Annotated in this window: 21 protein-coding genes and 1 tRNA gene; 12 read left to right on the top strand and 10 right to left on the bottom strand. The window is 67.7% G+C overall.

Features of this window, described 5'->3' with window-relative positions:
• Positions 1–172: 172 nt before the first annotated feature.
• Positions 173–248, top strand: a tRNA-Lys gene (locus tag F1D05_RS24445).
• A 135-nt stretch (positions 249–383) separates the two neighbouring features.
• Here F1D05_RS24445 and F1D05_RS24440 read toward each other — a convergent pair.
• Positions 384–563: a hypothetical protein gene (locus tag F1D05_RS24440; RefSeq protein ID WP_185449860.1), complete on the bottom strand. Its 180-nt coding sequence runs from the start codon at positions 561–563 to the stop codon at positions 384–386.
• On the opposite strand from F1D05_RS24440, the gene F1D05_RS43135 reads away from it, so the two are divergent.
• Complete coding sequence (locus F1D05_RS43135) at positions 529–1,521, top strand: zeta toxin family protein (protein WP_185442738.1); 993 nt, start codon at positions 529–531, stop codon at positions 1,519–1,521. The two genes, F1D05_RS24440 and F1D05_RS43135, sit on opposite strands and share 35 nt — an antisense overlap.
• A 12-nt stretch (positions 1,522–1,533) precedes the next feature.
• On the opposite strand, the gene F1D05_RS24430 is transcribed toward F1D05_RS43135, so the two are convergent.
• Positions 1,534–2,205 (bottom strand): HAD family hydrolase, encoded by a 672-nt coding sequence (locus tag F1D05_RS24430; RefSeq protein WP_185442736.1) that lies wholly within the window; start codon positions 2,203–2,205, stop codon positions 1,534–1,536.
• Positions 2,206–2,261: 56 nt separating this feature from the next.
• Between F1D05_RS24430 and F1D05_RS24425 the strand changes: the two genes are divergently transcribed.
• Entirely contained in the window at positions 2,262–2,456 is a 195-nt protein-coding gene (locus tag F1D05_RS24425; RefSeq protein WP_185442734.1) for a hypothetical protein, read from the top strand.
• Between the two features lie 251 nt (positions 2,457–2,707).
• Here F1D05_RS24425 and F1D05_RS24420 read toward each other — a convergent pair whose 3' ends face one another.
• The 4 genes from F1D05_RS24420 to F1D05_RS42125 all read right to left on the bottom strand — a co-directional run bounded on the left by F1D05_RS24420 (position 2,708) and on the right by F1D05_RS42125 (position 5,175).
• Positions 2,708–3,640: a hypothetical protein gene (locus F1D05_RS24420; protein WP_185442732.1), complete on the bottom strand. Its 933-nt coding sequence runs from the start codon at positions 3,638–3,640 to the stop codon at positions 2,708–2,710.
• Positions 3,637–3,975: a PadR family transcriptional regulator gene (locus F1D05_RS24415; RefSeq protein WP_185442730.1), complete on the bottom strand. Its 339-nt coding sequence runs from the start codon at positions 3,973–3,975 to the stop codon at positions 3,637–3,639. The genes F1D05_RS24420 and F1D05_RS24415 overlap by 4 nt, the downstream gene beginning before the upstream one ends.
• Positions 3,976–4,052: 77 nt before the next feature.
• Positions 4,053–4,877 (bottom strand): serine/threonine-protein kinase, encoded by an 825-nt coding sequence (locus F1D05_RS24410; protein ID WP_185442728.1) that lies wholly within the window; start codon positions 4,875–4,877, stop codon positions 4,053–4,055.
• A 163-nt stretch (positions 4,878–5,040) separates the two neighbouring features.
• The gene (locus F1D05_RS42125; protein ID WP_281388737.1) at positions 5,041–5,175 is read right to left on the bottom strand and encodes a hypothetical protein; all 135 of its coding nucleotides are present in this window, start codon (positions 5,173–5,175) and stop codon (positions 5,041–5,043) included.
• A 22-nt stretch (positions 5,176–5,197) separates the two neighbouring features.
• On the opposite strand from F1D05_RS42125, the gene F1D05_RS24405 reads away from it, so the two are divergent.
• Positions 5,198–6,211 carry a cation diffusion facilitator family transporter gene (locus F1D05_RS24405; protein ID WP_185442726.1) on the top strand — a complete coding sequence of 338 codons (1,014 nt, stop codon included), beginning with the start codon at positions 5,198–5,200 and terminating at the stop codon, positions 6,209–6,211.
• Positions 6,212–6,233: 22 nt separating this feature from the next.
• On the opposite strand, the gene F1D05_RS24400 is transcribed toward F1D05_RS24405, so the two are convergent.
• Positions 6,234–7,223 carry a methyltransferase gene (locus F1D05_RS24400; RefSeq protein WP_185442725.1) on the bottom strand — a complete coding sequence of 330 codons (990 nt, stop codon included), beginning with the start codon at positions 7,221–7,223 and terminating at the stop codon, positions 6,234–6,236.
• 302 nt (positions 7,224–7,525) lie between these two features.
• Here F1D05_RS24400 and F1D05_RS24395 point away from each other — a divergent pair, with 302 nt between their 5' ends.
• Genes F1D05_RS24395 through F1D05_RS24385 form a run of 3 tightly spaced genes read left to right on the top strand, consistent with a single transcriptional unit; the run spans position 7,526 to position 9,477 of the window.
• Entirely contained in the window at positions 7,526–8,122 is a 597-nt protein-coding gene (locus tag F1D05_RS24395; protein WP_185442723.1) for a CGNR zinc finger domain-containing protein, read from the top strand.
• The gene (locus F1D05_RS24390) at positions 8,119–8,952 is read left to right on the top strand and encodes a pyridoxamine 5'-phosphate oxidase family protein (RefSeq protein ID WP_185442721.1); all 834 of its coding nucleotides are present in this window, start codon (positions 8,119–8,121) and stop codon (positions 8,950–8,952) included. The genes F1D05_RS24395 and F1D05_RS24390 overlap by 4 nt, the downstream gene beginning before the upstream one ends.
• A 24-nt stretch (positions 8,953–8,976) precedes the next feature.
• Positions 8,977–9,477 carry a tetratricopeptide repeat protein gene (locus F1D05_RS24385; protein WP_246485931.1) on the top strand — a complete coding sequence of 167 codons (501 nt, stop codon included), beginning with the start codon at positions 8,977–8,979 and terminating at the stop codon, positions 9,475–9,477.
• 1 nt (position 9,478) lies between these two features.
• Here F1D05_RS24385 and F1D05_RS24380 read toward each other — a convergent pair whose 3' ends face one another.
• The gene (locus tag F1D05_RS24380) at positions 9,479–9,934 is read right to left on the bottom strand and encodes a rhodanese-like domain-containing protein (protein ID WP_185442720.1); all 456 of its coding nucleotides are present in this window, start codon (positions 9,932–9,934) and stop codon (positions 9,479–9,481) included.
• A gap of 103 nt (positions 9,935–10,037) precedes the next feature.
• The gene (nhaA, locus tag F1D05_RS24375) at positions 10,038–11,972 is read right to left on the bottom strand and encodes a Na+/H+ antiporter NhaA (protein WP_206685819.1); all 1,935 of its coding nucleotides are present in this window, start codon (positions 11,970–11,972) and stop codon (positions 10,038–10,040) included.
• Between the two features lie 219 nt (positions 11,973–12,191).
• Here nhaA and F1D05_RS24370 point away from each other — a divergent pair, with 219 nt between their 5' ends.
• Both F1D05_RS24370 and F1D05_RS24365 read left to right on the top strand, forming a co-directional pair.
• Positions 12,192–13,334, top strand: a complete 1,143-nt coding sequence (locus F1D05_RS24370) for an ROK family transcriptional regulator (RefSeq protein ID WP_185442717.1) — start codon at positions 12,192–12,194, stop codon at positions 13,332–13,334.
• A 121-nt stretch (positions 13,335–13,455) separates the two neighbouring features.
• On the top strand, positions 13,456–14,304 hold the full coding sequence (locus F1D05_RS24365; RefSeq protein ID WP_206685818.1) for a GNAT family N-acetyltransferase: 849 nt from the start codon (positions 13,456–13,458) through the stop codon (positions 14,302–14,304).
• Here F1D05_RS24365 and F1D05_RS24360 read toward each other — a convergent pair.
• On the bottom strand, positions 14,242–14,805 hold the full coding sequence (locus F1D05_RS24360; RefSeq protein ID WP_185442716.1) for a CGNR zinc finger domain-containing protein: 564 nt from the start codon (positions 14,803–14,805) through the stop codon (positions 14,242–14,244). The two genes, F1D05_RS24365 and F1D05_RS24360, sit on opposite strands and share 63 nt — an antisense overlap.
• A gap of 435 nt (positions 14,806–15,240) precedes the next feature.
• Here F1D05_RS24360 and alr point away from each other — a divergent pair, with 435 nt between their 5' ends.
• The 3 genes from alr to F1D05_RS24345 are packed head-to-tail and all read left to right on the top strand — an operon-like array spanning position 15,241 to position 17,995.
• Entirely contained in the window at positions 15,241–16,368 is a 1,128-nt protein-coding gene (gene alr / locus F1D05_RS24355; protein WP_185442714.1) for an alanine racemase, read from the top strand.
• Positions 16,365–17,345: a D-alanine--D-alanine ligase family protein gene (locus F1D05_RS24350; protein WP_185442712.1), complete on the top strand. Its 981-nt coding sequence runs from the start codon at positions 16,365–16,367 to the stop codon at positions 17,343–17,345. The genes alr and F1D05_RS24350 overlap by 4 nt, the downstream gene beginning before the upstream one ends.
• Positions 17,342–17,995, top strand: coding sequence for a M15 family metallopeptidase (locus F1D05_RS24345; RefSeq protein WP_185442711.1), 654 nt, complete (start codon positions 17,342–17,344; stop codon positions 17,993–17,995). Before F1D05_RS24350 ends, F1D05_RS24345 begins: the two co-directional genes overlap by 4 nt.
• Positions 17,996–18,144 lie beyond the last annotated feature (149 nt).

Here is an 18,144-nt window from a genome sequence, read left to right as displayed (position 1 = left end):
CCGCCCAGCAGCGCCCTTCACCCCGTAGAACGAGCGCTCGACTGATCCGGTTCAACCGTACGTAACCTTTTAATCACCCTCCGAATCCATTGACTTCGGGTACTGGAACCCGCTAGTGCCCCCCAACGAGCGAAACTCCCCCCAAACCTGACACACTGTCCCCACCACCCAGGGGCCTCTAGCTCAATTGGCAGAGCAGCGGACTTTTAATCCGCGGGTTGTCGGTTCGAGTCCGACGGGGCCTACCAGCAGTCCTGTACGCCGGGGAAAGCTCCCCCAACGCACCTCCTACGTCGGCGCTCCCGCCCGCCCCTGTCCGCCGCTCCTCCGTCGCGGCTCGTGCCCAGGTGCGGGTCGTCTTCTGCCTGGGCTCAAGAGGCGAGTCACGCGAGGGACTCCGAGCAGGTGTTCGTGCACGCCGGCCTCGCCCCGTCACAGACAAGGAGATTTACCTCGTCGAGTCGACCGACGAGAAGAAGGCCAGCGAGATCCAGACCGGGCTTCTGGCCCAGGTCGATCGCCAGCGGAATGCCCTCGACCAAGGCCACGCTCGGGTACGTCATCGAGACCTACCTGGCCGAGCACGACGGCGACGAGACAACCCTCGACACCTATCGCGGCTACTACCGACGGAGCATCAAACCGCAGCTGGGCAACCAGGCAACCTCGCAGATCACAGCCAAGGTCCTGGAACAGTTCTATGGACGACTGCGGAAATGCTCGGCCATCTGTCGGGGCGCAGACATGGTCGACCACCAGATCGCCCGAGTGCCGGGTAGTCCGACATCGGCGCAAGCCAGGGCGACCTTCAGCGAAGGGCGGTCGTTGAGCACGACTGCGCCCAGGCCCGGCTGCGTTGTTGTCGAGTGCAAGCCGCGCGTTTGCGAGCCAATGAGGCGTTCAAGTGTCCGCCAAATCCGCGCCATCATCAGCGGCGCACTCGATCTCGCACTCAGGTGGGATTGGATCGAGATCAACCCAGCGACTGTTGCAAGAAGCCCAAGCAGGCGAAACCACCGACACCCGACCAGGCGACGGGGCCGCCCAATCAACCTCGACCTCGATACCTGCAAACCGCATCACCCGAAGTACCAGGAACTGGTCGCGAACGACGACCGCACGGTCGGTGCCTACACGAGCATCGACGGCCACAAATGGATGGAGAAGGCCGAGGCGACATCTGGCCGGCACGCGCGACGCAGTCACGCGAGAACGCGAACCACCGCTGTCCGACCGCGAGGCACTGCGCTACCTCGGGACTCTCAAGAGGATTCAAGACCTGGTCCAGCGACTGCCGGCCGAGATCCGAGCTGTTGCCGGCCTCGAGGCGGCCGCTGTCGTGCGCCTGGCCGATCCCTTGCTCGCCGACCGGGCCCTCCGCGTACAGGCAGCCACGATCGGCGCAGAACTCAACCGTCCGGCTGCTCTGCCGGCGACAGGACGCCCAGAGCTGCCAATGACCCGGACGGCGTCCACGGGCTCAGATGCCGTACGGCAAACGCCCCCTCGAACACCCGGTAGAGAGCTGGAACGCTAGATCGGTGCTCCGAGCAGGGCGGGGAGCTCGGCGAACGAACTGATGGTCGGGCCGTCCCAGGCGGGGTCGCTATTCGCGTGCTCGGTCGTGCGAATCGCGTGCATGCCAAGCGCCGCCGCTCCCGACAGTTCATTGTCACTGCCATCTGCGACGTAGACACATTCCGTCGGGGCCACGCCGAGCCCTTCGCAAGCCGCAAGATAGATCGCTGCCTCAGGCTTGGCCACCCCGACCTCAGCAGAGAACGCGGTGACCTCGAAGTACGGCGACAGAGCACTGTCCGGCCACTGCAACTGAGTCTCGGAAGTGATGTTGCTGACCAGACCAGTGCGCCATCCGAGGGCCCGCAGCGCCGCCAGCGCGCTCAATGTCGAGGCCGGAACAGCTCCGATGAGCTGACGCGCGAGGGCACGGCGCAGCTCAGTCGCCCGACGCACCTGGTCGTCGCTCGGCTGTCCTCCGCTTCGGCGCGCTATCTCCCGCAGCGTGCTGGGCAGGTCCCCGTACACACCAGTGAAGCGCTCGTACGCCGTGGCCTCGAACGCCCCTGCGAATGCCTCCGGCTCCACGCCAAGAAGATGCGCCATTTCCCGGTGCACCACCTCGCGCTCGACATGACCACCAGGAATCAGAGTGCTGAACAAGTCCACGACCAGTGCACGGCGCATGTCCCGCAACGTACCCTGCACGCTCGGGTGGCATCACGCCGCAGGTGTCCCTGCAGATGACGACTCCACTGACTACCTGTCCCGACATCAGCCTGCTCGCCGGCCAGGCGCTGATCGTGACCGAACCCTCCGGCTCCTGGACCCGCATCGTCTTCCTCAGCACCAAGTGGCTCAACGAGGAATCCAACGGCGAACCAGACGGGTTCCGGCACCCGGGCAGGACGGCCAGGCCATCGATGAGCAGTCGCTGAGCCGTCTAGACCACACGCACTTTGGCCGGCCTGTCCGCCGCCGCTAGCGCCTGCCTCGTCGATTCCCCCGTTGACGGCGAGGCAGGCCCGCACGTGTTGCGATTCGATGAGTGTCATCTGGTCGGGCCCTGGGCTATTGGCTTTGCGGGTGCTATCGGCGACCAGTCCGGCGACGACGAGCACTACGTCACCAGGGTCTTCCGACCCGCTTGCGGTCGCCCGCGTGGGAGTGATGGCGCCGCGTCGACGAATCAGCTGGTTCGTCGGCGCTGTTGGACACTTACGGCGGCCCCTCCTGCAAGGAATGTGCTGAGAACGAGTAGCGGGAGCGGGGTGATGGTTGATGCTGTGCTGTGGATGCCACCAGGGCCCGGCAACAGGGCGAGCAGGCCGAGTCCGACCATGCCGTTCAAGGCGAACGCCGCGGACCAGCTCCGATGCCCGGTGAGCAGTAGCACTACGGCGACGCCGAAGGCTGCGACGGTGAAGTACGAGCAGTTGTACCGCTCGTAGCCGTGGTACAGGCCGTCGGAGAATGTGACGGTCTGGAAGTAGAGGGCGAAGGCGGCTGCTACCGAGATGGTCGCGGCAGTGGTGAGCCAGAGCAGGCGGCGCTGGGCGGTGCGGTCTTGCCCGAGGTTCCCGGAGACGGCCAGCAGGCAGAGCAGAGCGAGGAAGCTCATCAGCCAGCGAGGGCCGTGCGCGTGGTGGGTCGCGGTGGCGAGCGATGGGACTGCGGCCGCACCCAGTGCGGTCAGTACGAGGAGCAGCCTCGCGATCCTGGTGTGGCCGAGAACGGCCAGGACCACGGCGAACGGCCAGGCCAGGTAGATCGGTGCGCTCAACGTGAAGTCGTGGCCGGCTGCAGGCATCGGTACTCCGATGGCGCCTTCGGCGAAGAGGAGCAGGCTGACGCAGAAGGCTGCACCGATGGCCGCGGCGATGAGGGCCGCGCGGTCGCGAACTCGGCTCGGCATTACGCGATTCAGCCGGGCCAGCCGGGTCTGCAGGCCATGAGCAGCCAGGTTGAGCAGGTCGCGTGGGTCGATCTGGTCTCGTCCTTCAGCCTCAGCACTGTCGAGCATCACGGCAAGGACCTCGTCCCCGCGCTCCGCGCGCCAACCCCGCGGATAGCAAAGGAGAGCGGCCCGCTCCCAGGCACGGATCTGGGCCGGGGCGCTCATGCGGCACCGCCGGCCGGGCGGAGCCGGAGGCGGCGGAGCGCCTGCTCGGCGTTGGACCGGAGGCGGGCCGCCTCGGTGGCCAGCGACGTGGCGCCCGAGTCGGTGAGCTCGTAGTACCGGCGGAGGCGCCCGTCGACCACCTCCTCTCCTGCCGGCCGGACCAACGCGCCCGCACAGAGCCGATCGAGCGCGGCGTAGAGGGTGCCTGGCCGGAGCCGGACCCGATCGCCGGACAGCTGCGCCACCTCGGCGATCACTCCGTACCCGTGCTTGGGGCCATCGGCCAGCGCGGCCAGGATCAGGAAGGTCGGCTCACGCATCTCGGAAACTGTCATGCACGGCAATATAGTCAGTTCATCGATATATATCAATTAAAAGACTAATTCCAGTTCCGGCGCCGACAATGGCCCGACTAGAGGGCGAGGAGGGCTGCAGTGGTTTGGTCTGGGGTGGGACGGGTGGCCGGGTTCTTGGTGAGGAGGGCTTCGATGATCGGGCGGACGGGGCCGGCGTGGGTGAAGGGTGCGGGGCGGGCTTCTACGACCGCGACCAGGGTGGTGAAGGGGTCGCCGGCGCCGAAGGGAGAGCTGCCTTCGACGGCTGCGAACAGGGTCGCGCCGAGGGAGAAGAGGTCGGATGCCGGGCCGACCGCGTCGCCGCGGGCTCGTTCTGGTGACATGTACGCCGGACTGCCGGCGAGAACCTCACTCGGGAGCGTCTGCTCGTCGTCGATGGTGGTGGCGATGCCGAAGTCGGTCAGTACTACGCGCCCGTCGTCGCACAGTTGGACGTTGGCCGGTTTGACGTCGGAGTGCACGAGCCCCGCAGCGTGGACCGCTCGCAGCGCGTCGACCAGGTGCAGCGCCATTCGCCGTACGTCGGGAATTGGTAGGGGGCCGTCCGCCGCGACCGTCTCGGCCAGGGTTCGCCCTGACAGGTACTCCATGACGATCCATTGGTCGCCGGAATCCTCGATGACGTCGTGCACCTTGACCACGCCGGCATGATCCAATCGCGCCAGCGACCGCGCCTCGGCCAGCGCGCTGGCGCGGACCTGGTTGGCCTCACCGCTGAGCACCAACTGCTTGAGCGCGACCTTCCGCCGAAGCAGTTCGTCCTCGGCGAGCCAAACCCGGCCCATCCCGCCGCGACCGAGCAGCGCCTGCAAGCGATACCGACCGGCCACCAGGCGCCCTGAGTTCACGATCGCCGGTGCCAACACCGCGACTGCTCTCATGATCGCCTGCCTCTACGGGTTCGGTATGCCCTCTACACGGACCCCGGCCTCATCCGGTTCGACCCGATAGCTGACAAACCTGATAGTCCTCGTCAGGACTCCCCCGCACAGTGCGGTCAATCCCCGGATCAACCCCGGACGACCACGCACAACACCCTGAGGCTCAGGTGTCGGTGGTGATCGGGGGTAAGGCGAAGTAGGCGCAGAGGACGAGGGTGGCGCCGGCCAGGAAGATCGAGTCGATCCGGCCGAAGTGCGCCCCGGGCTGGCGAAAGCTGCAAATCCAGCGGCCGGACAAGGGGATGTGCTACCACTGGCTGATGGCGCGCGAGCAGGAGAACGAGCAGGTTCCGGGCGGTACAGACGCTGAGTCTCACGACCTGCTCGGGGCGGTACCGGGGGCGGCGGGGGCAGGCGGGTCCGAGAGCGTGACGACGGTGCTCGTCGCCTTCGGGGCGAACGTCCTGATCGCGATCGCGAAGTCGGTTGCCGCCATCGTGACCGGGTCGGCGTCGATCCTGGCGGAGGCGGCGCACTCGTGGGCCGACGCGGGGAACGAGGTCTTCCTGCTCATCGCGAACCGGCGATCCCAGAAACCTTCGGACGAGGTGCACCCGCTCGGGCATGGGCGGGAGGCGTATGTCTGGTCACTGTTCGCCGCGCTGGGCCTGTTCGTCGCCGGTGCGGCCGTCTCCATCACCCACGGCATCCAGGAACTGATCGCCCCAGAGCCTGCCGGGCACTACGTCATCGGGTACGTCGTACTCGCGGTCTCCTTTTTGCTCGAAGGAGTCTCCTTCCTGCAGTCGACCCGGCAGGCGAAAGCCGAAGCCAAGACCCTGCAGCGCGATCTCATCGAACACGTTCTGGCGACCTCCGATCCGACTCTCAGGGCCGTGTTCGTTGAGGACGCCGCAGCGCTGGCAGGTCTCGTCATCGCCACCGCCGGTCTGTTCGCGCATCAGTTGACCGGCTCGTCGATTCCGGACGCGATCGGGTCGATCCTGGTCGGCATCCTGCTCGCCTGGGTCGCCTTGCTCCTGATCAACCGCAACCGACGCTTCCTGGTCGGGCAAGAGGCCGACCCCCGCGTTCGCGACGCCGCCCTGCAGGCGTTGCTCGCCGCGCCGGAAGTTGCCCGAGTCACCTATCTCCGGCTCGAGATCGTCGGCCCGCGGATGATCTCGGTCATCGGCGACGTCGATCTGACCGGTGACGACACCGAGGCCCACGTCGCCGTACGCCTTCGAGCCCTCGAAGCGAAGATCAGCGCCTCCCCCGCCGTCGCCGGTGCGGTACTGAGCCTCTCGGCACCCGACGAGCCATCCCTCTGAATCAGTTGCTAGCAGCAACCGATCATCGCGCCTCGAGGATCGACAACCGGGTGCGGGTGTGGATGACCCGGGTCAGCTCCAGATCGGCTGCGGCAAAGAGGGCCGCGTACTGCGGTTCGGTGCGCTCCCGGCCACCTGGCAGGGTCATCATGTTGAGGTCGGAGAAGGCGGCTTCAGCCTCGTGGCCCGGCAGGCCGAGGAGCCCTTCGACGACCAGTACCACGCCGCCGGGTGCAAGCGATTTCCTGCAAGCGCGCAGGATCGTCACACATTCCTCGTCCGGCCAGTCGTGCAGGATCGACTTGAGAAGATAGGCATCCGCCGCGGGGACCGAATCGAAGAAGTTGCCGCTGGCAAATGACCAGCGCTCCGCGACCGAATCCGACGAACCGATCGGCGCCGTATGGCCGACCACGTGCTCCTGGTCGAAGACGATCCCGGCCAGTTGAGGATTCTTCGCCAGTACCGCGGCCAGCAGCGCGCCCTGACCTCCGCCGACATCGACAACCGTCGACAACTCGCCGAAGTCGTACGCCGCCGCGACACCACCGGCGACCGCCGAACTGAGTGCCGCCATGTTGTCGTTGAAGATCTGGTTCTGCTCGGGATGCGCTTCCCGATGCTCCCAGACATCCACCCCCTGCAAGGCCTTGAACGCGTTCTCGCCAGTACGGACGCTGTGCAGGAGATGCCCCCACGCAGCCCAGACGGTTGGATCCTGACTCAACCTGGCCAACGGCCGCAGGCTTGCCGGTACGTCGCTACGCAGGCCTTCCCCGAGCGAGGTATTGGTGTACGAGCCGTCGAACTCGGCATACACCCCCACGGCGCTCAGTGCCCTCAGCAACCGCAGCAGCGAGTCGCCGTCCACCTTCAGCTCAGTCGCCAGATCATCGATTGTTCGTGGTCCGTCGGACAGCAGATCGGAGATTGCCAACTCCGCGGCCACGCTCAGCGCCGCCGACAGCCGGAAACCAGTCACCATCGCCTGTAGTTCGTCTCTTGCCCCCATGCGCCCGATCATGCGCCGCCCGGCAACCAAACGCCAGAGCCAGCCGATTCAGGCGCCGAGGCACATGAATCCCGCGGGGACATCAATAGACGCGACGGAAGCGGCGAGGGCAGCGGCCGGAGCTTGGCCCGCCAGCGGGTTAGCGAACCATGAGCTCCATCGCCGTCCGGTCAGCGATCCGGGCGACACCGGCGATGACCGTACCGCTCAGTCGGGCCTTCGCGAAGCCGACTAATGGTAAAAATTGAACCTGGGCGTTAGTATGTGCTAGCTGACCGAAGACCTGGAAGAAGGTTCAGCTGATGGCTAATGCCGATCTGAGCGTTGAAGACGTGCTGACGGCTGGGTTCATGATGGGTGGGGAGCGGCTGGTGGCGCTTGATCTGGTGGACACGGTGGTGCTGGCAGGTGAGCCGGCTGTGGATCTGATCGAGTCGCCTGAGCGGTACGCCGGGTGGTGGGAGCTTCAGGAGGGGCGGCTGCCATCCGGGCCGCTCCCCGAGCTGGCGGCGACGCGGCGGCTGCGGACGGCCATCCGGGATGTGCTGGATTCGCAGCTGGCAGGGGTGCGGCCGTTGGCGACCTCGGTCGAGGACATCAATGCGGCTTCGGCGGGGGCTCCGAGTAGTCGGCGGCTGGTGTTGCGGGGGCGCGAGCTGGATGCCGAGACGCGGTGGCATTCGGAGTACGGCGGGAGCGCGGCACTGGCGGCGATCGCGGGAGAGGTCATCGAGTTGATGGCGGATCCGGAGCGGCTGAGCACGCTGCGCCGGTGTGCGAATCCGAACTGCTCGATGCTCTTCCTGGCCGAGCACAAGCGCCGACAGTGGTGCGTCGGCAGCGTCTGCGGAAATCGCGCCCGGGTGGCGCGTCACTACCAGCGAACGAAGCAGTCATGACCAGCGGATTCCACGAAGGCGAGCTCGAGGTCCAGAAACTGGCCGGGGTCGCTCACGACGCCGCGAGGCTGCAGGGGATGCTCAGGCCGCCGTTGCTGGATGGTGGGGCCGCCAAGTTCCTGTCGCAGCGTGAGTTCGCCGCGATCACGGCTCGCGACCGGGACGGCCTGCTGTGGACCTCGCCGCTGCAGGGACCGGCTGGTTTCCTCGAGGCGAAGGGCACCACTCTCACCGTCCACGCGACGCCTCCCAAGGGCGACCCGCTGCACGAACTCCCCGCGGACCAGGAAGTCGGCCTGATCGTGATCGAGTTCGCGATCCGCCGCCGGGTTCGCGTGAACGGCCATCTGACGACGGCGACCGACGTACTGCGAATCGACGCGGACCAGGCTTATGGGAACTGCCCCCAGTACATCGATCCGGAGCACAGACCACCAGCGGCGGCGAGCACCGAGTCGGTGGTAACCGATGGCGAACTTGGCGAAGTACAGGCTGCTTTGATCGAGGCTGCCGACACCTTCTTCCTTGGTACTACGCATCCCGGGCGCGGCGTCGACACCTCACACAAGGGTGGCACCCCGGGCTTCGTCCGGATCGACGGGCCGGACCTGTGGTGGCCCGACTATGCCGGCAACAACATGTTCAACAGCCTCGGCAACATCGCCGTCGATCCCACGACAGCACTGCTCTTCATCGACTTCGCCACCGGAACCACCCTTCACCTCACCGGCACCGCCACCATCGACTGGAACGCACCTCCCGACGAAAGCGGCACGGGCCGCCGAGTGCGCTTCCACCCGACGCGCACCCACCTCGATCTCCGCGCGTGATGCCGGGCGCGGCATGATGGAAGCGTGAGCGAAAACCTGACACCGGAGCTGGCGGCGACGATCGCGGATGCGTTCGCGAAGCGGGACCGGGAGAACATGCAGCCGACCATCGACTTCTTCGAAGAACTGCTGACGAAGCATCCGGGGAATCCGTACGTGCTGTACGAGGTCGGCGGCTCGTACGACACGGACGGCCAGGAAGAAAAGGCGATCCCGTACTACGAGCAGGCGTTGCCCGGATTGAGCGGCGACACCAAGCGCCGATGCCTGCTGCAGTACGGGAGCACGTTGCGCAACCTGGATCGCTTCGACGAGTCGCTCGACGTATTCGTTGCTGCCTGCAAGGAGTTCCCCGAGTCGGACTCGCTCCGCGTCTTCAAGGCACTCACCCTCCAGGCGGCCGGCCGCGAGAACAAGGCGCTGGCGACGATGCTCCTGCTCGTCGCCGACCGCCTCGAAACCCCAGAGATCAAACGCTATGAAGCCGCGATCCGAGGCAACGCCGACCACCTGTCCAACCTGTAGCTCAGCAGGCGCAGGCAATGCCGAGCGGGGCGGACAGCGGGTCCGTGGGGCGACGGTCGATGCCTGCGGCGGTTTCGACCGGCAGTCCTTCGCGGGACCAGTATTCGAAGCCGCCGATCATCTCCTTGACCGGGTAGCCGAGCTTGGCGAATTCGAGCGCCGCACGAGTGCCGCCGTTGCAGCCCGGGCCCCAGCAATACGTGACGACAGACGCACCATCCGGTACTACGGACCCCGCGCGAGCCGCGATCTCGTCCGTCGGCAGGTGGATCGCGCCGGGCACGTGACCCTGGTCCCAGCTCGCCTGGCTGCGACTGTCGACCAAGACCCAGCCGGTGACGCCGGCCCCGATGTCGGCGGCGACGTCGGAGGGGTCGGTCTCGTACGACAAGCGGGCGGCGAAGTGCGCGACCGCCGCATCCTGGGCGGCGGGGAGAGTACTCAGCACCGATGACATCGCAGAACTCCTTCTCAGTCAGGAGTTCTCAGCGTCAGCCATCACCCGACCCTGCCGAAAGTGGCAGAAATGACCATCTACTACAAGATGCTGCCATTCAACTTCAGACCGGCCCGCCCGAATCGGCGCGCGACCGGCGGCGAAGCAGCGGACCTGGGTCGTCGGTCTTGATGGCGGCTCGCGCCCGGGCCGTCTTGATCGCGATGGTGAGCGTCGGTACGTCGTACGCGCCGTAGTGCCGTTGCCCGTTGATGAAGAAGGTCGGAGTGCCGGAGACGCCGCTGAGGTCGGCCGACTCGACATCCTGCGCGACGCGAGCCGCGGCGACGTGCCGCTTCACGTCATCGTGGAACCGCTGCGGATCGAGCCCCAACCGCTCGGCGTACTCCATCAAATCCTTCGGCAGCAACTGCTCCTGATTGTCCAGCAGCAGGTCGTGCATCTCCCAGAAGCGGCCCTGCGCATCAGCCGCTTCCGATGCCTCCGCGGCGAGCTGCGCACGCGGGTGGACATCCGTCAACGGCAGATGCCGCCAGACATATCGGAGGTCGTCGTCGTGGAGAAGATCCCGTACTACGGGTTCCGCCAACCCGCAGTACGGGCATTCGAAATCTCCGTACTCGACCAGCGTCACCGACGCGGATTCCGGGCCCCGGACGTGATCGCGGTCGGGGTCGACCGGATCGATGAGGTCGACGAGCTGCTCCACGTCGCCGAGCAACGCCTTCGCCTTGCGAGCCGGGGAGAGCATCCGGGCAACCCGGAACACGACCCAGGTCACCGCGGAAGACAACACCACCGCCGAGAGCAGACCGACCTTCGCCTCGGCCAGCTGCGGGCCGTCGAACGCCAAGGTTGCTATCAGCAACGAAACGGTGAAGCCGATGCCGGCGATCGTGCCACTGCCGGCGACTCCGGCCCAGCCGACCAGCGGACGGATCCGGCCACCGGTGAAGCGGGCCAGCGCGGACGAGGTGGCGATCACCGCGAGCGGCTTGCCGACGACGTACCCGACGATGATCCCCAGCGTGATCGGGGAGCTGAACGCCTGCGAGAGAAAGTTCATGCCGATCGCGACGCCGGCGTTCGCCAGACCGAAGAGCGGAACGATCAGGTAACTCGTCCAGGGGTGGTAGAAGTGCTGCAACCGGGCGTTCGGGGAGAGCGTCGAGGTGAGACCGACGGTCGCGGTACGGGCCAGCTCTGGGGTTGGCTGCTCGCGGAAGAGGCGGAAAAGGCCAGTCGCCTGCTCCAGTTCGTCGCGGCCGGGCGAGTAGGCCGATGCGGTGAGGCCGATCGCGAGGCCGGCCACGACCGGGTCCACGCCACTGGTGAGCAGGGCGGCCCAGGTAGCGATGCCGAGGGCAACATAAACGAAGGGCCGGCGCACCTTGAGCATGGCCGCCGCCAGAACCGCCGCGAAGGCGACGATCGCGATCATCAACGGCAGCAGGGAAATGTTCTCGCTGTAGACGACAGCGATGACAAGCAGCGCGATCAGGTCGTCGACGACGAAGACGGTGAGCAGGAAGACCCGTACGCGATCCGGCACACCGCGGCCCACCAGCGCGAGCAGGCCGAGGGCCAGCGCCGTGTCGGTGGACATCGCGACGCCCCAGCCGTGCGCGCCGACGTCGCCGTGGTTGAAGGCGAGGTAGATCAGTACTGGCGTCACCATGCCCGCGACACCCGCGATCACCGGCAGCACGAACCGGGTCCGGTCGCGGAGGTCGCCGAGGTCGAACTCGCGGCGCGCTTCCAGGCCGACGACGAGGAAGAACAGCGTCATCAATCCGCTGTTGATCCACTCCTGCAACTCCAGGCCGAAATCATGGCCGCCGAAGGAGAACGAAAGGTCGGTGTGCCAGAACGCGTCGTACGAGCCGGGGGCGAGGTTGGCCCAGGCGAGGGCGGCGACGATCGCGGCCGCCAGTACGCCGGAACTGCCGGCCTCGGTGGTCAGGAACGCGCGCATCGGCGCTGCGACTTCGCGGGTCCAGTTCGTCCGGCCGCTCCACCGGGCCGCGAAGTCGCTCATGCCGGTCATCCTACTGCCCAAATTGGGAGCCACAACCCAATCTGCGTCCAGGGGGGCGCCTGGCGAGGCGAGCAGGGCGAGGGCGAGGCGAGCAGGGCGAGGGCGAGGCGAGCAGGGCGAGGCGAGCAGGGCGACGGGCGAGGAAGCCGGGAGGGGGCGAGGAAGCCGGGAGGGGGCGGCGACGCGCAGGTAGGCTGCCGAGCGAGGGAAGGAGCTCCGTTGGCGAAGGGTGTCTGGCGACCTCTGACCGGAGCGTCGCATCAGGTCGCGCTGGAGATCCTGCTGGACGGCCCCTTGTCGCGAGCCGAACTGTCCCGCCGGGTCGGCCTGTCCCCCGGCAGCCTGACCCGGATCACCAAGCCGATGGTCGAGTCCGGCCTGCTCGTCGAGGTCTCCGCCGGGCCCACCGATCCGCGGGTCGGCCGCCCGTCCCAGCCGCTCGACATCATCCCCGGCTCACACCATTTCGCCGGGATCAAGCTCACGGCGGACGCGGCTGTGGGCGTACTGACGACCCTGCGAGCCGAAGTGATCGCGACCGCCGAGCGCCCACTCACCGACCACACCCCGGAGCACGTCGCCGCCGTTATCGCCGAGCTGACCTCATCCCTGGCCGGCAAGGTGCAGAGCGAGCTCAGCGGAATCGGGGTGACGCTGGGCGGGCGGGTTTCCGGACGGGCTGATGTCCGGTGGGCGCCGTTCCTCGACTGGACCGATGTGCCGCTCGGGCTCCTGCTTGCGGCCCACACCGACGTACCGGTGGTGGTCGCCAACGACGTGCTCGCGCTGACCGAGGCAACGCACTGGTTCGGCGCGGGCCGTGGCGTTACCCGGTTTTGTCTGCTGACGATCGGCGCCGGGATCGGGTACGGGCTGGTGGTGCACGACAAGGTCGTCGACAACGCCGACGCGAGCCTCGGGCTGATCGGCCACATCCCGCTGATCCCGGACGGCCCACTCTGCGAGCGCGGCCATCGCGGCTGCGCCATGGTCCTGCTCAGCTCGGCGGCCATCACAGAACAGATCAGTACTGCGCTGGGCCGGGCGGTCGAGTACGAAGAGTGCCTCCAACTCGCCGCGCAGGGCGATCGGGTCGCCGCGGAAGTCGTCGGTACTGCGGGGCAGGCGCTCGGGCGGTTGATAGCCGCAGCCGCGAACTTCACCCTGCCCGAGCGCGTGATCCTCGGCGGCGAGGGGATCCGTCTCGCCGAGGTCGCCAAGGCTGATCTGCTCGAGGGTCTGCATGCCGGCCGCGAACTGCTGGCCGTCGATCCCCCGATCGTGCACCTGGCTCCGGATTTCACCGATTGGGCTCGCGGCGCGGCCGTCACCGCCATCCAGACCTTCGTGCTCGGCCAGTAGCTTTCGTTGGAGGAATGCGCGTATGCGGCAGGTCGCGGTGGTCACCGGTGGCGGGTCGGGACTCGGGCGGGAGATGGCGCTGTAACTGACTATCTTGCGATAAGCAGTTACATTAGTTGGCATGGACGAACTGGTGAGGCGTTGGCAGCGTGGCTGGGGATTGTGCCGGGGGCTACCGCCGGCGCGGCTACTGGATGGGGACGGACTCGAGGTGGTGCTCGGGCTGCCCGGGCGGGAGCGGGAGCTGTTCGCACTCAGCGACGAGCCTGCGGCGGTACGGCGGCTGGTCGCGGGCGCGGGTCCGGATACTTGGGTGACCGTGACGACGACCGATCGGGAAGGTCAGGTCGCCGCCGAGCTGACCGAACTCGGGTTCGACGTGTTCGCCGAGCGAAAGGCACTGATGACGATCGCCCTGGCGAATCATCCGACTGCGGCAGCAGGACCGGGCTACCGCGTGGAGTTCGAGACCGTGGCGTCGCCGGACCGCGCGGAGCCGGCCGGGCCGGAGCACGGGGTGGAGCGGGCGGCGGGAGCGGCGGAGCACGGGGTGGAGCGGGCGGCGGAGTACGGGGCAGAGCCGGCGGCGGGAGCGGCGGAGCACGGGGTGGAGCGGGGAGTGGCGGCTGCGGAGTACGGGGTGGTGGAGTTGGTGCGGGTGGTTGATGAGGCGGGGGGTGTGGCTGCTCGGGGGATGGTGGGGGTGGTGGGGATGGATGCGGTGATGCATGACATTCATACCGAGCCGGCGCATCGGCGGCGAGGGCTTGGGAGTGTGGTGATGGCGGCGCTCAGTCGGCGGGCGGTCGAGCGGGGCGCGACGACCGGATTGCTGATGGCGACGTACGACGGGGTGCAGCTCTACCGGCGACTCGAGTGGTTGCCGCGAGCAACCATGCTGACCGGGTCAGGTCTGCGTGCCGCGGGAACGGAAGGCGGCGACCTTCGTCCGGTTCTGGCAAGCCGTTGAGCAGAAGCGTTGCCGGTGGTTGCGGGTGGCATCGAGGAAGATGTTGTCGCAGCGCCCGGCGGCGCAGGACCTGAGCCGGTCGAGTTCGTCACTGCCGAGCAGCATCGCCGCCGCGGTACCGAACTCGGCCAGCCAGCCGGTCGCGACCGACACTCCTTCACTGGCGAAGTGCAGATGCCACGCCGATTCCGGATGCCGCCTGAGCATCGGCGCAGCGCGGGTCGAAGCGAGCAACGCATTGAGCGCCGAAGCCGCGGCATCCGTCTCCTCCTCGGCCAGCAGCACGAGGGCGCGATAGATCTGCTCACCCCCGGTCGCGAACTCACCGACCGCGACCTCGTCGATCGAGAGCGGCTGGTTGGTCGTCAGCCGCAAAACCGCCTCGACGGTCGCCTGATCCAGCGCCTCGCGGGCGCGCCCTTGGTTCGACTCCGCACCGGTCGCGTTGGCCAACGCAACCGCCGCCTCGAGCGAAGCCTTCAGGTGATCGGTCGCGTCCACCGGGCAAGTATCCCCGAGCTACTCGCGGTCCAGCGCCGGCCCCGTGCCGGCGGTTGAGCCAGGGCAGGGCGCAGCCTGTACAGCGGACGCGCCGCCCGCCGCAGCAGCCGGCCGCCATCCCGGGCCGCCTCGATCAACTCCTCGAGGCCGCGAGGTATGCGCCGCGGATGCGACGGATAGGTGCGCGCCATCGGCGGGTTCAACCTCCAAGTCGAACTGGTCCAGGCCGGATCAGATGAGCCGATCGGGGTCAACCAATTCGCTGTCGGCGGCGTCTTAGAACACGTGTCCCGCAGGCGGAGGATTTCCTTCTCCGGCATCAACCGGGTCAGACTGCGTTATGCAAGCCTGTGCTACCAGGGTCGTACCGATGACGGAGAACCTCCCCCTAATGTCCGATGCGGCGCCTCGTTGCTACCAACAACAATGACCGATATGAACCTGGTCCGGACCTCGGCCGAGCGCGTGCTCGGCCTGGCCGAAGCTGTCGTGGACCTGTCGGCGATCCGCCACAATGTCAGGACTTTCCAGCGCCGCGTGCACACCGGCACCGAGGTCATGGCCGTGGTCAAGGCGGACGCATTCGGGCATGGAGCCGCTCGCGTGGCGCGAACGGCGCTCGACGCCGGGGCGACCTGGCTGGGCGTCGCGCGAGCCGGCGAGGCGATGCAGTTGCGCGCCGCTGGACTGACCGCACCGATCTTCACCTGGCTGTACGACGAGACCGAGCTGATCTGGCTCGCCGACGTCGATGTGAGCGTCTCCAATGTCGCGGAGCTGAACCACGTGATCGCCGCGCCGAACGTGCGGAACGTGCATCTCAAGCTCGACACCGGCATGCACCGCGGCGGCAGCACCCCTGACCAATGGATCGAGCTGACCCGCGCGGCGGCGTACCACGAGGCGCAGGGATCCATCGCTGTCCGTGGGGTCTGGTCGCACCTTTCCCACGGCGACGAGCTCGACGCGTCACACAGCCGCCGCCAGCTCCAGCTGCTCACCACCGGCGTCGCGCTGGCGAAGCGAGCCGGGCTGACCCCGCAGTACGTCCACCTGGCCAACTCCGCCGGCGCGATCACGCTCGACGCGCCCGAGTGCAACCTGGCCCGGATCGGCGCCGGCCTGTTCGGGATCGACGAGACCGGCGCGGGGCTGCGGCCGTCGATGAAGCTGATGAGCAAGGTCGCCCAGGTCCGCCGGATCAAGGCCGGCGAAGGCGTCTCGTACAGTCATACCTACGTGACGCCGCGCGACACGACGATCGCGCTGGTCCCGATCGGTTATGCCGACGGGATCCCGCGGATCGCGGCCGGGCAGGCCAGTGTGTTCTGCCGGGGCATCCGGATGCCGGTGCTCGGGCGCATCACGATGGACCAGTTCGTCGTCGACGCGGGCGACCTGGCGGTGGAGCCGGGCGAGCCGGTGACCATCTTCGGCGACGGCGGCTCCGGCGAGCCGACGATCGCCGAATGGGCGGAGTGGGCCCAGACCATTCCGCATGAGATCTACTGCGGCCTCGGAGCCCGGGTGCCGCGTCGCTATATCGAGGAGGCACAGCGGTGAAGGTGGTCGTGATCAGTGGCGGAGCCAGCCCGGAACACGAGGTATCCCTGCGCAGCGGGAAAGGCATCGCCGATGCCGCCGCGAGCAAGGGACACACCGTGGCACCGCTCGTCATCGAGCGGGACGGCAGCTGGGCAGCAGGTCTGCCGGAGGCCATCCGGGTCCTGCTGGACTGCGACGTCGCGATCCCCGCACTGCACGGCGAGGGCGGCGAGGACGGTGTCCTGCAGGGCTTCCTCGAGACCCTGAAGGTCCCGTACGTCGGGAGTGGGGTGACCGCGAGCGCCGTCGGGCTGGACAAGCAGCTGACCAAGTCCGTCCTCGAGGCGCACGGCATCCCGGTCACGCCGGGCATCACCCTGCGCGGTGCGGATCTGACCGACGCCGAGTCGGCCATCCAGCAGCTGAAGGCGGCCGGCATCGGGTTCCCGGTGTTCGTGAAGCCGAACAGCGGCGGTTCGAGTATCGGCGCGTCCCGGGCGACGGATCTGCCGTCCCTGGCCGAGGCGCTCGCCACGGCCGCCGCACTGGACTCCCATGTGCTGGTCGAGCAGGAGATCGTCGGCCGCGAGATCGACCTGTCGGTGCTGGAGTTCCCGGACGGGCGGGTCGAGGTCGGCCCGGCGCTGGAGATCCACGCGGATCCGAGCCAGCCGTTCTTCAACGCGACCGCGAAGTACGACAGCACCGCCACCGAGTTCGTCGTCCCGGCGCCGATGGACGCCGAGCTGGCGAACAGGCTGCGCAGTACGGCGCTCGAGGTCTTCGGCATTCTCGGTTGCGCCGGACTGGCCCGGCTGGACTTCTTCGTCCCGGCCGACGGCCCGCCGCTGGTCAACGAGATCAACACGTTCCCCGGTTTCACCCCGGCCTCGCAGTTCCCGCGGATGTGGGCGGCGGCCGGCCTGTCGTACGCCGATGTGGTCGACACCCTGATCCAGACCGCGATCGCCAAGAATGAAGGGGCGACCGCGTGACGGCCCACGTCCTGCTGAGCGACGAGCGCATCACCCGGATCCCGGCGATCGAGAGCGGCGAGCCACTGGTCGAGCTGGAGTCGCGCGGCTTCTCCGCCGAGGGACGCCAGTACGTCCGGGAGGGCCTCGCGGACCGGCTCGCGGTGGCGCAGACCTTCCTGCCGACGGGAGTCCGGCTGCACATCGTCGAAGGTCTCCGGCCGATCGAGAGCCAGCAGGAGATCTACGACGGCTACCGCGCCGAGCTCGAGAAGCTGAACCCGGGCATCTCCGACCGGGAGGCGCACGTCCTGGCCAGCCGGTTCGTCTCGCCGGTCGAGGTCGCGCCGCACGTGGCCGGCGCCGCGGTGGATCTGACGCTGGTCGGTGAGAACGGGCCGTTCGACCTCGGTACGCCGATCGACGCGACACCCGAGCAGAGCGACGGCGCCTGCTTCTTCGACGCCACCAACATCAGCCGCGAGGCCCGCACCAACCGGTCCCTGCTCGCCGACGTGCTGACCTCCGCCGGGCTGGTGAACTACCCGACCGAGTGGTGGCACTGGTCCTTCGGCGACCGCTACTGGGCGTACTGCGAGAAGCAGCCGAACGCCATCTACGGACCGACCGTCGCACCAGAGCTGTCAAGCCTCTCGACCCCGGCCGAATGACCTTTTAGATATAGGTGACCTGCGTTGCTCCGGGGGGTCCGTTGATCCCGACCGGGCTGGTGGCGTGACCTCGGACAAGATGCCAGGTCCTCGGACAAGCTATTTCATGTCCCAGCCCCCCGACAGGCTGTTCTTGGTCTCCGCAAGTC

The organism is Kribbella qitaiheensis (assembly GCF_014217565.1).
Taxonomy (GTDB): domain Bacteria; phylum Actinomycetota; class Actinomycetes; order Propionibacteriales; family Kribbellaceae; genus Kribbella; species Kribbella qitaiheensis_A.
The sequence above is the reverse complement of the archived record's forward strand: the minus strand, read 5'-3'. Positions and strand labels throughout refer to the sequence as shown.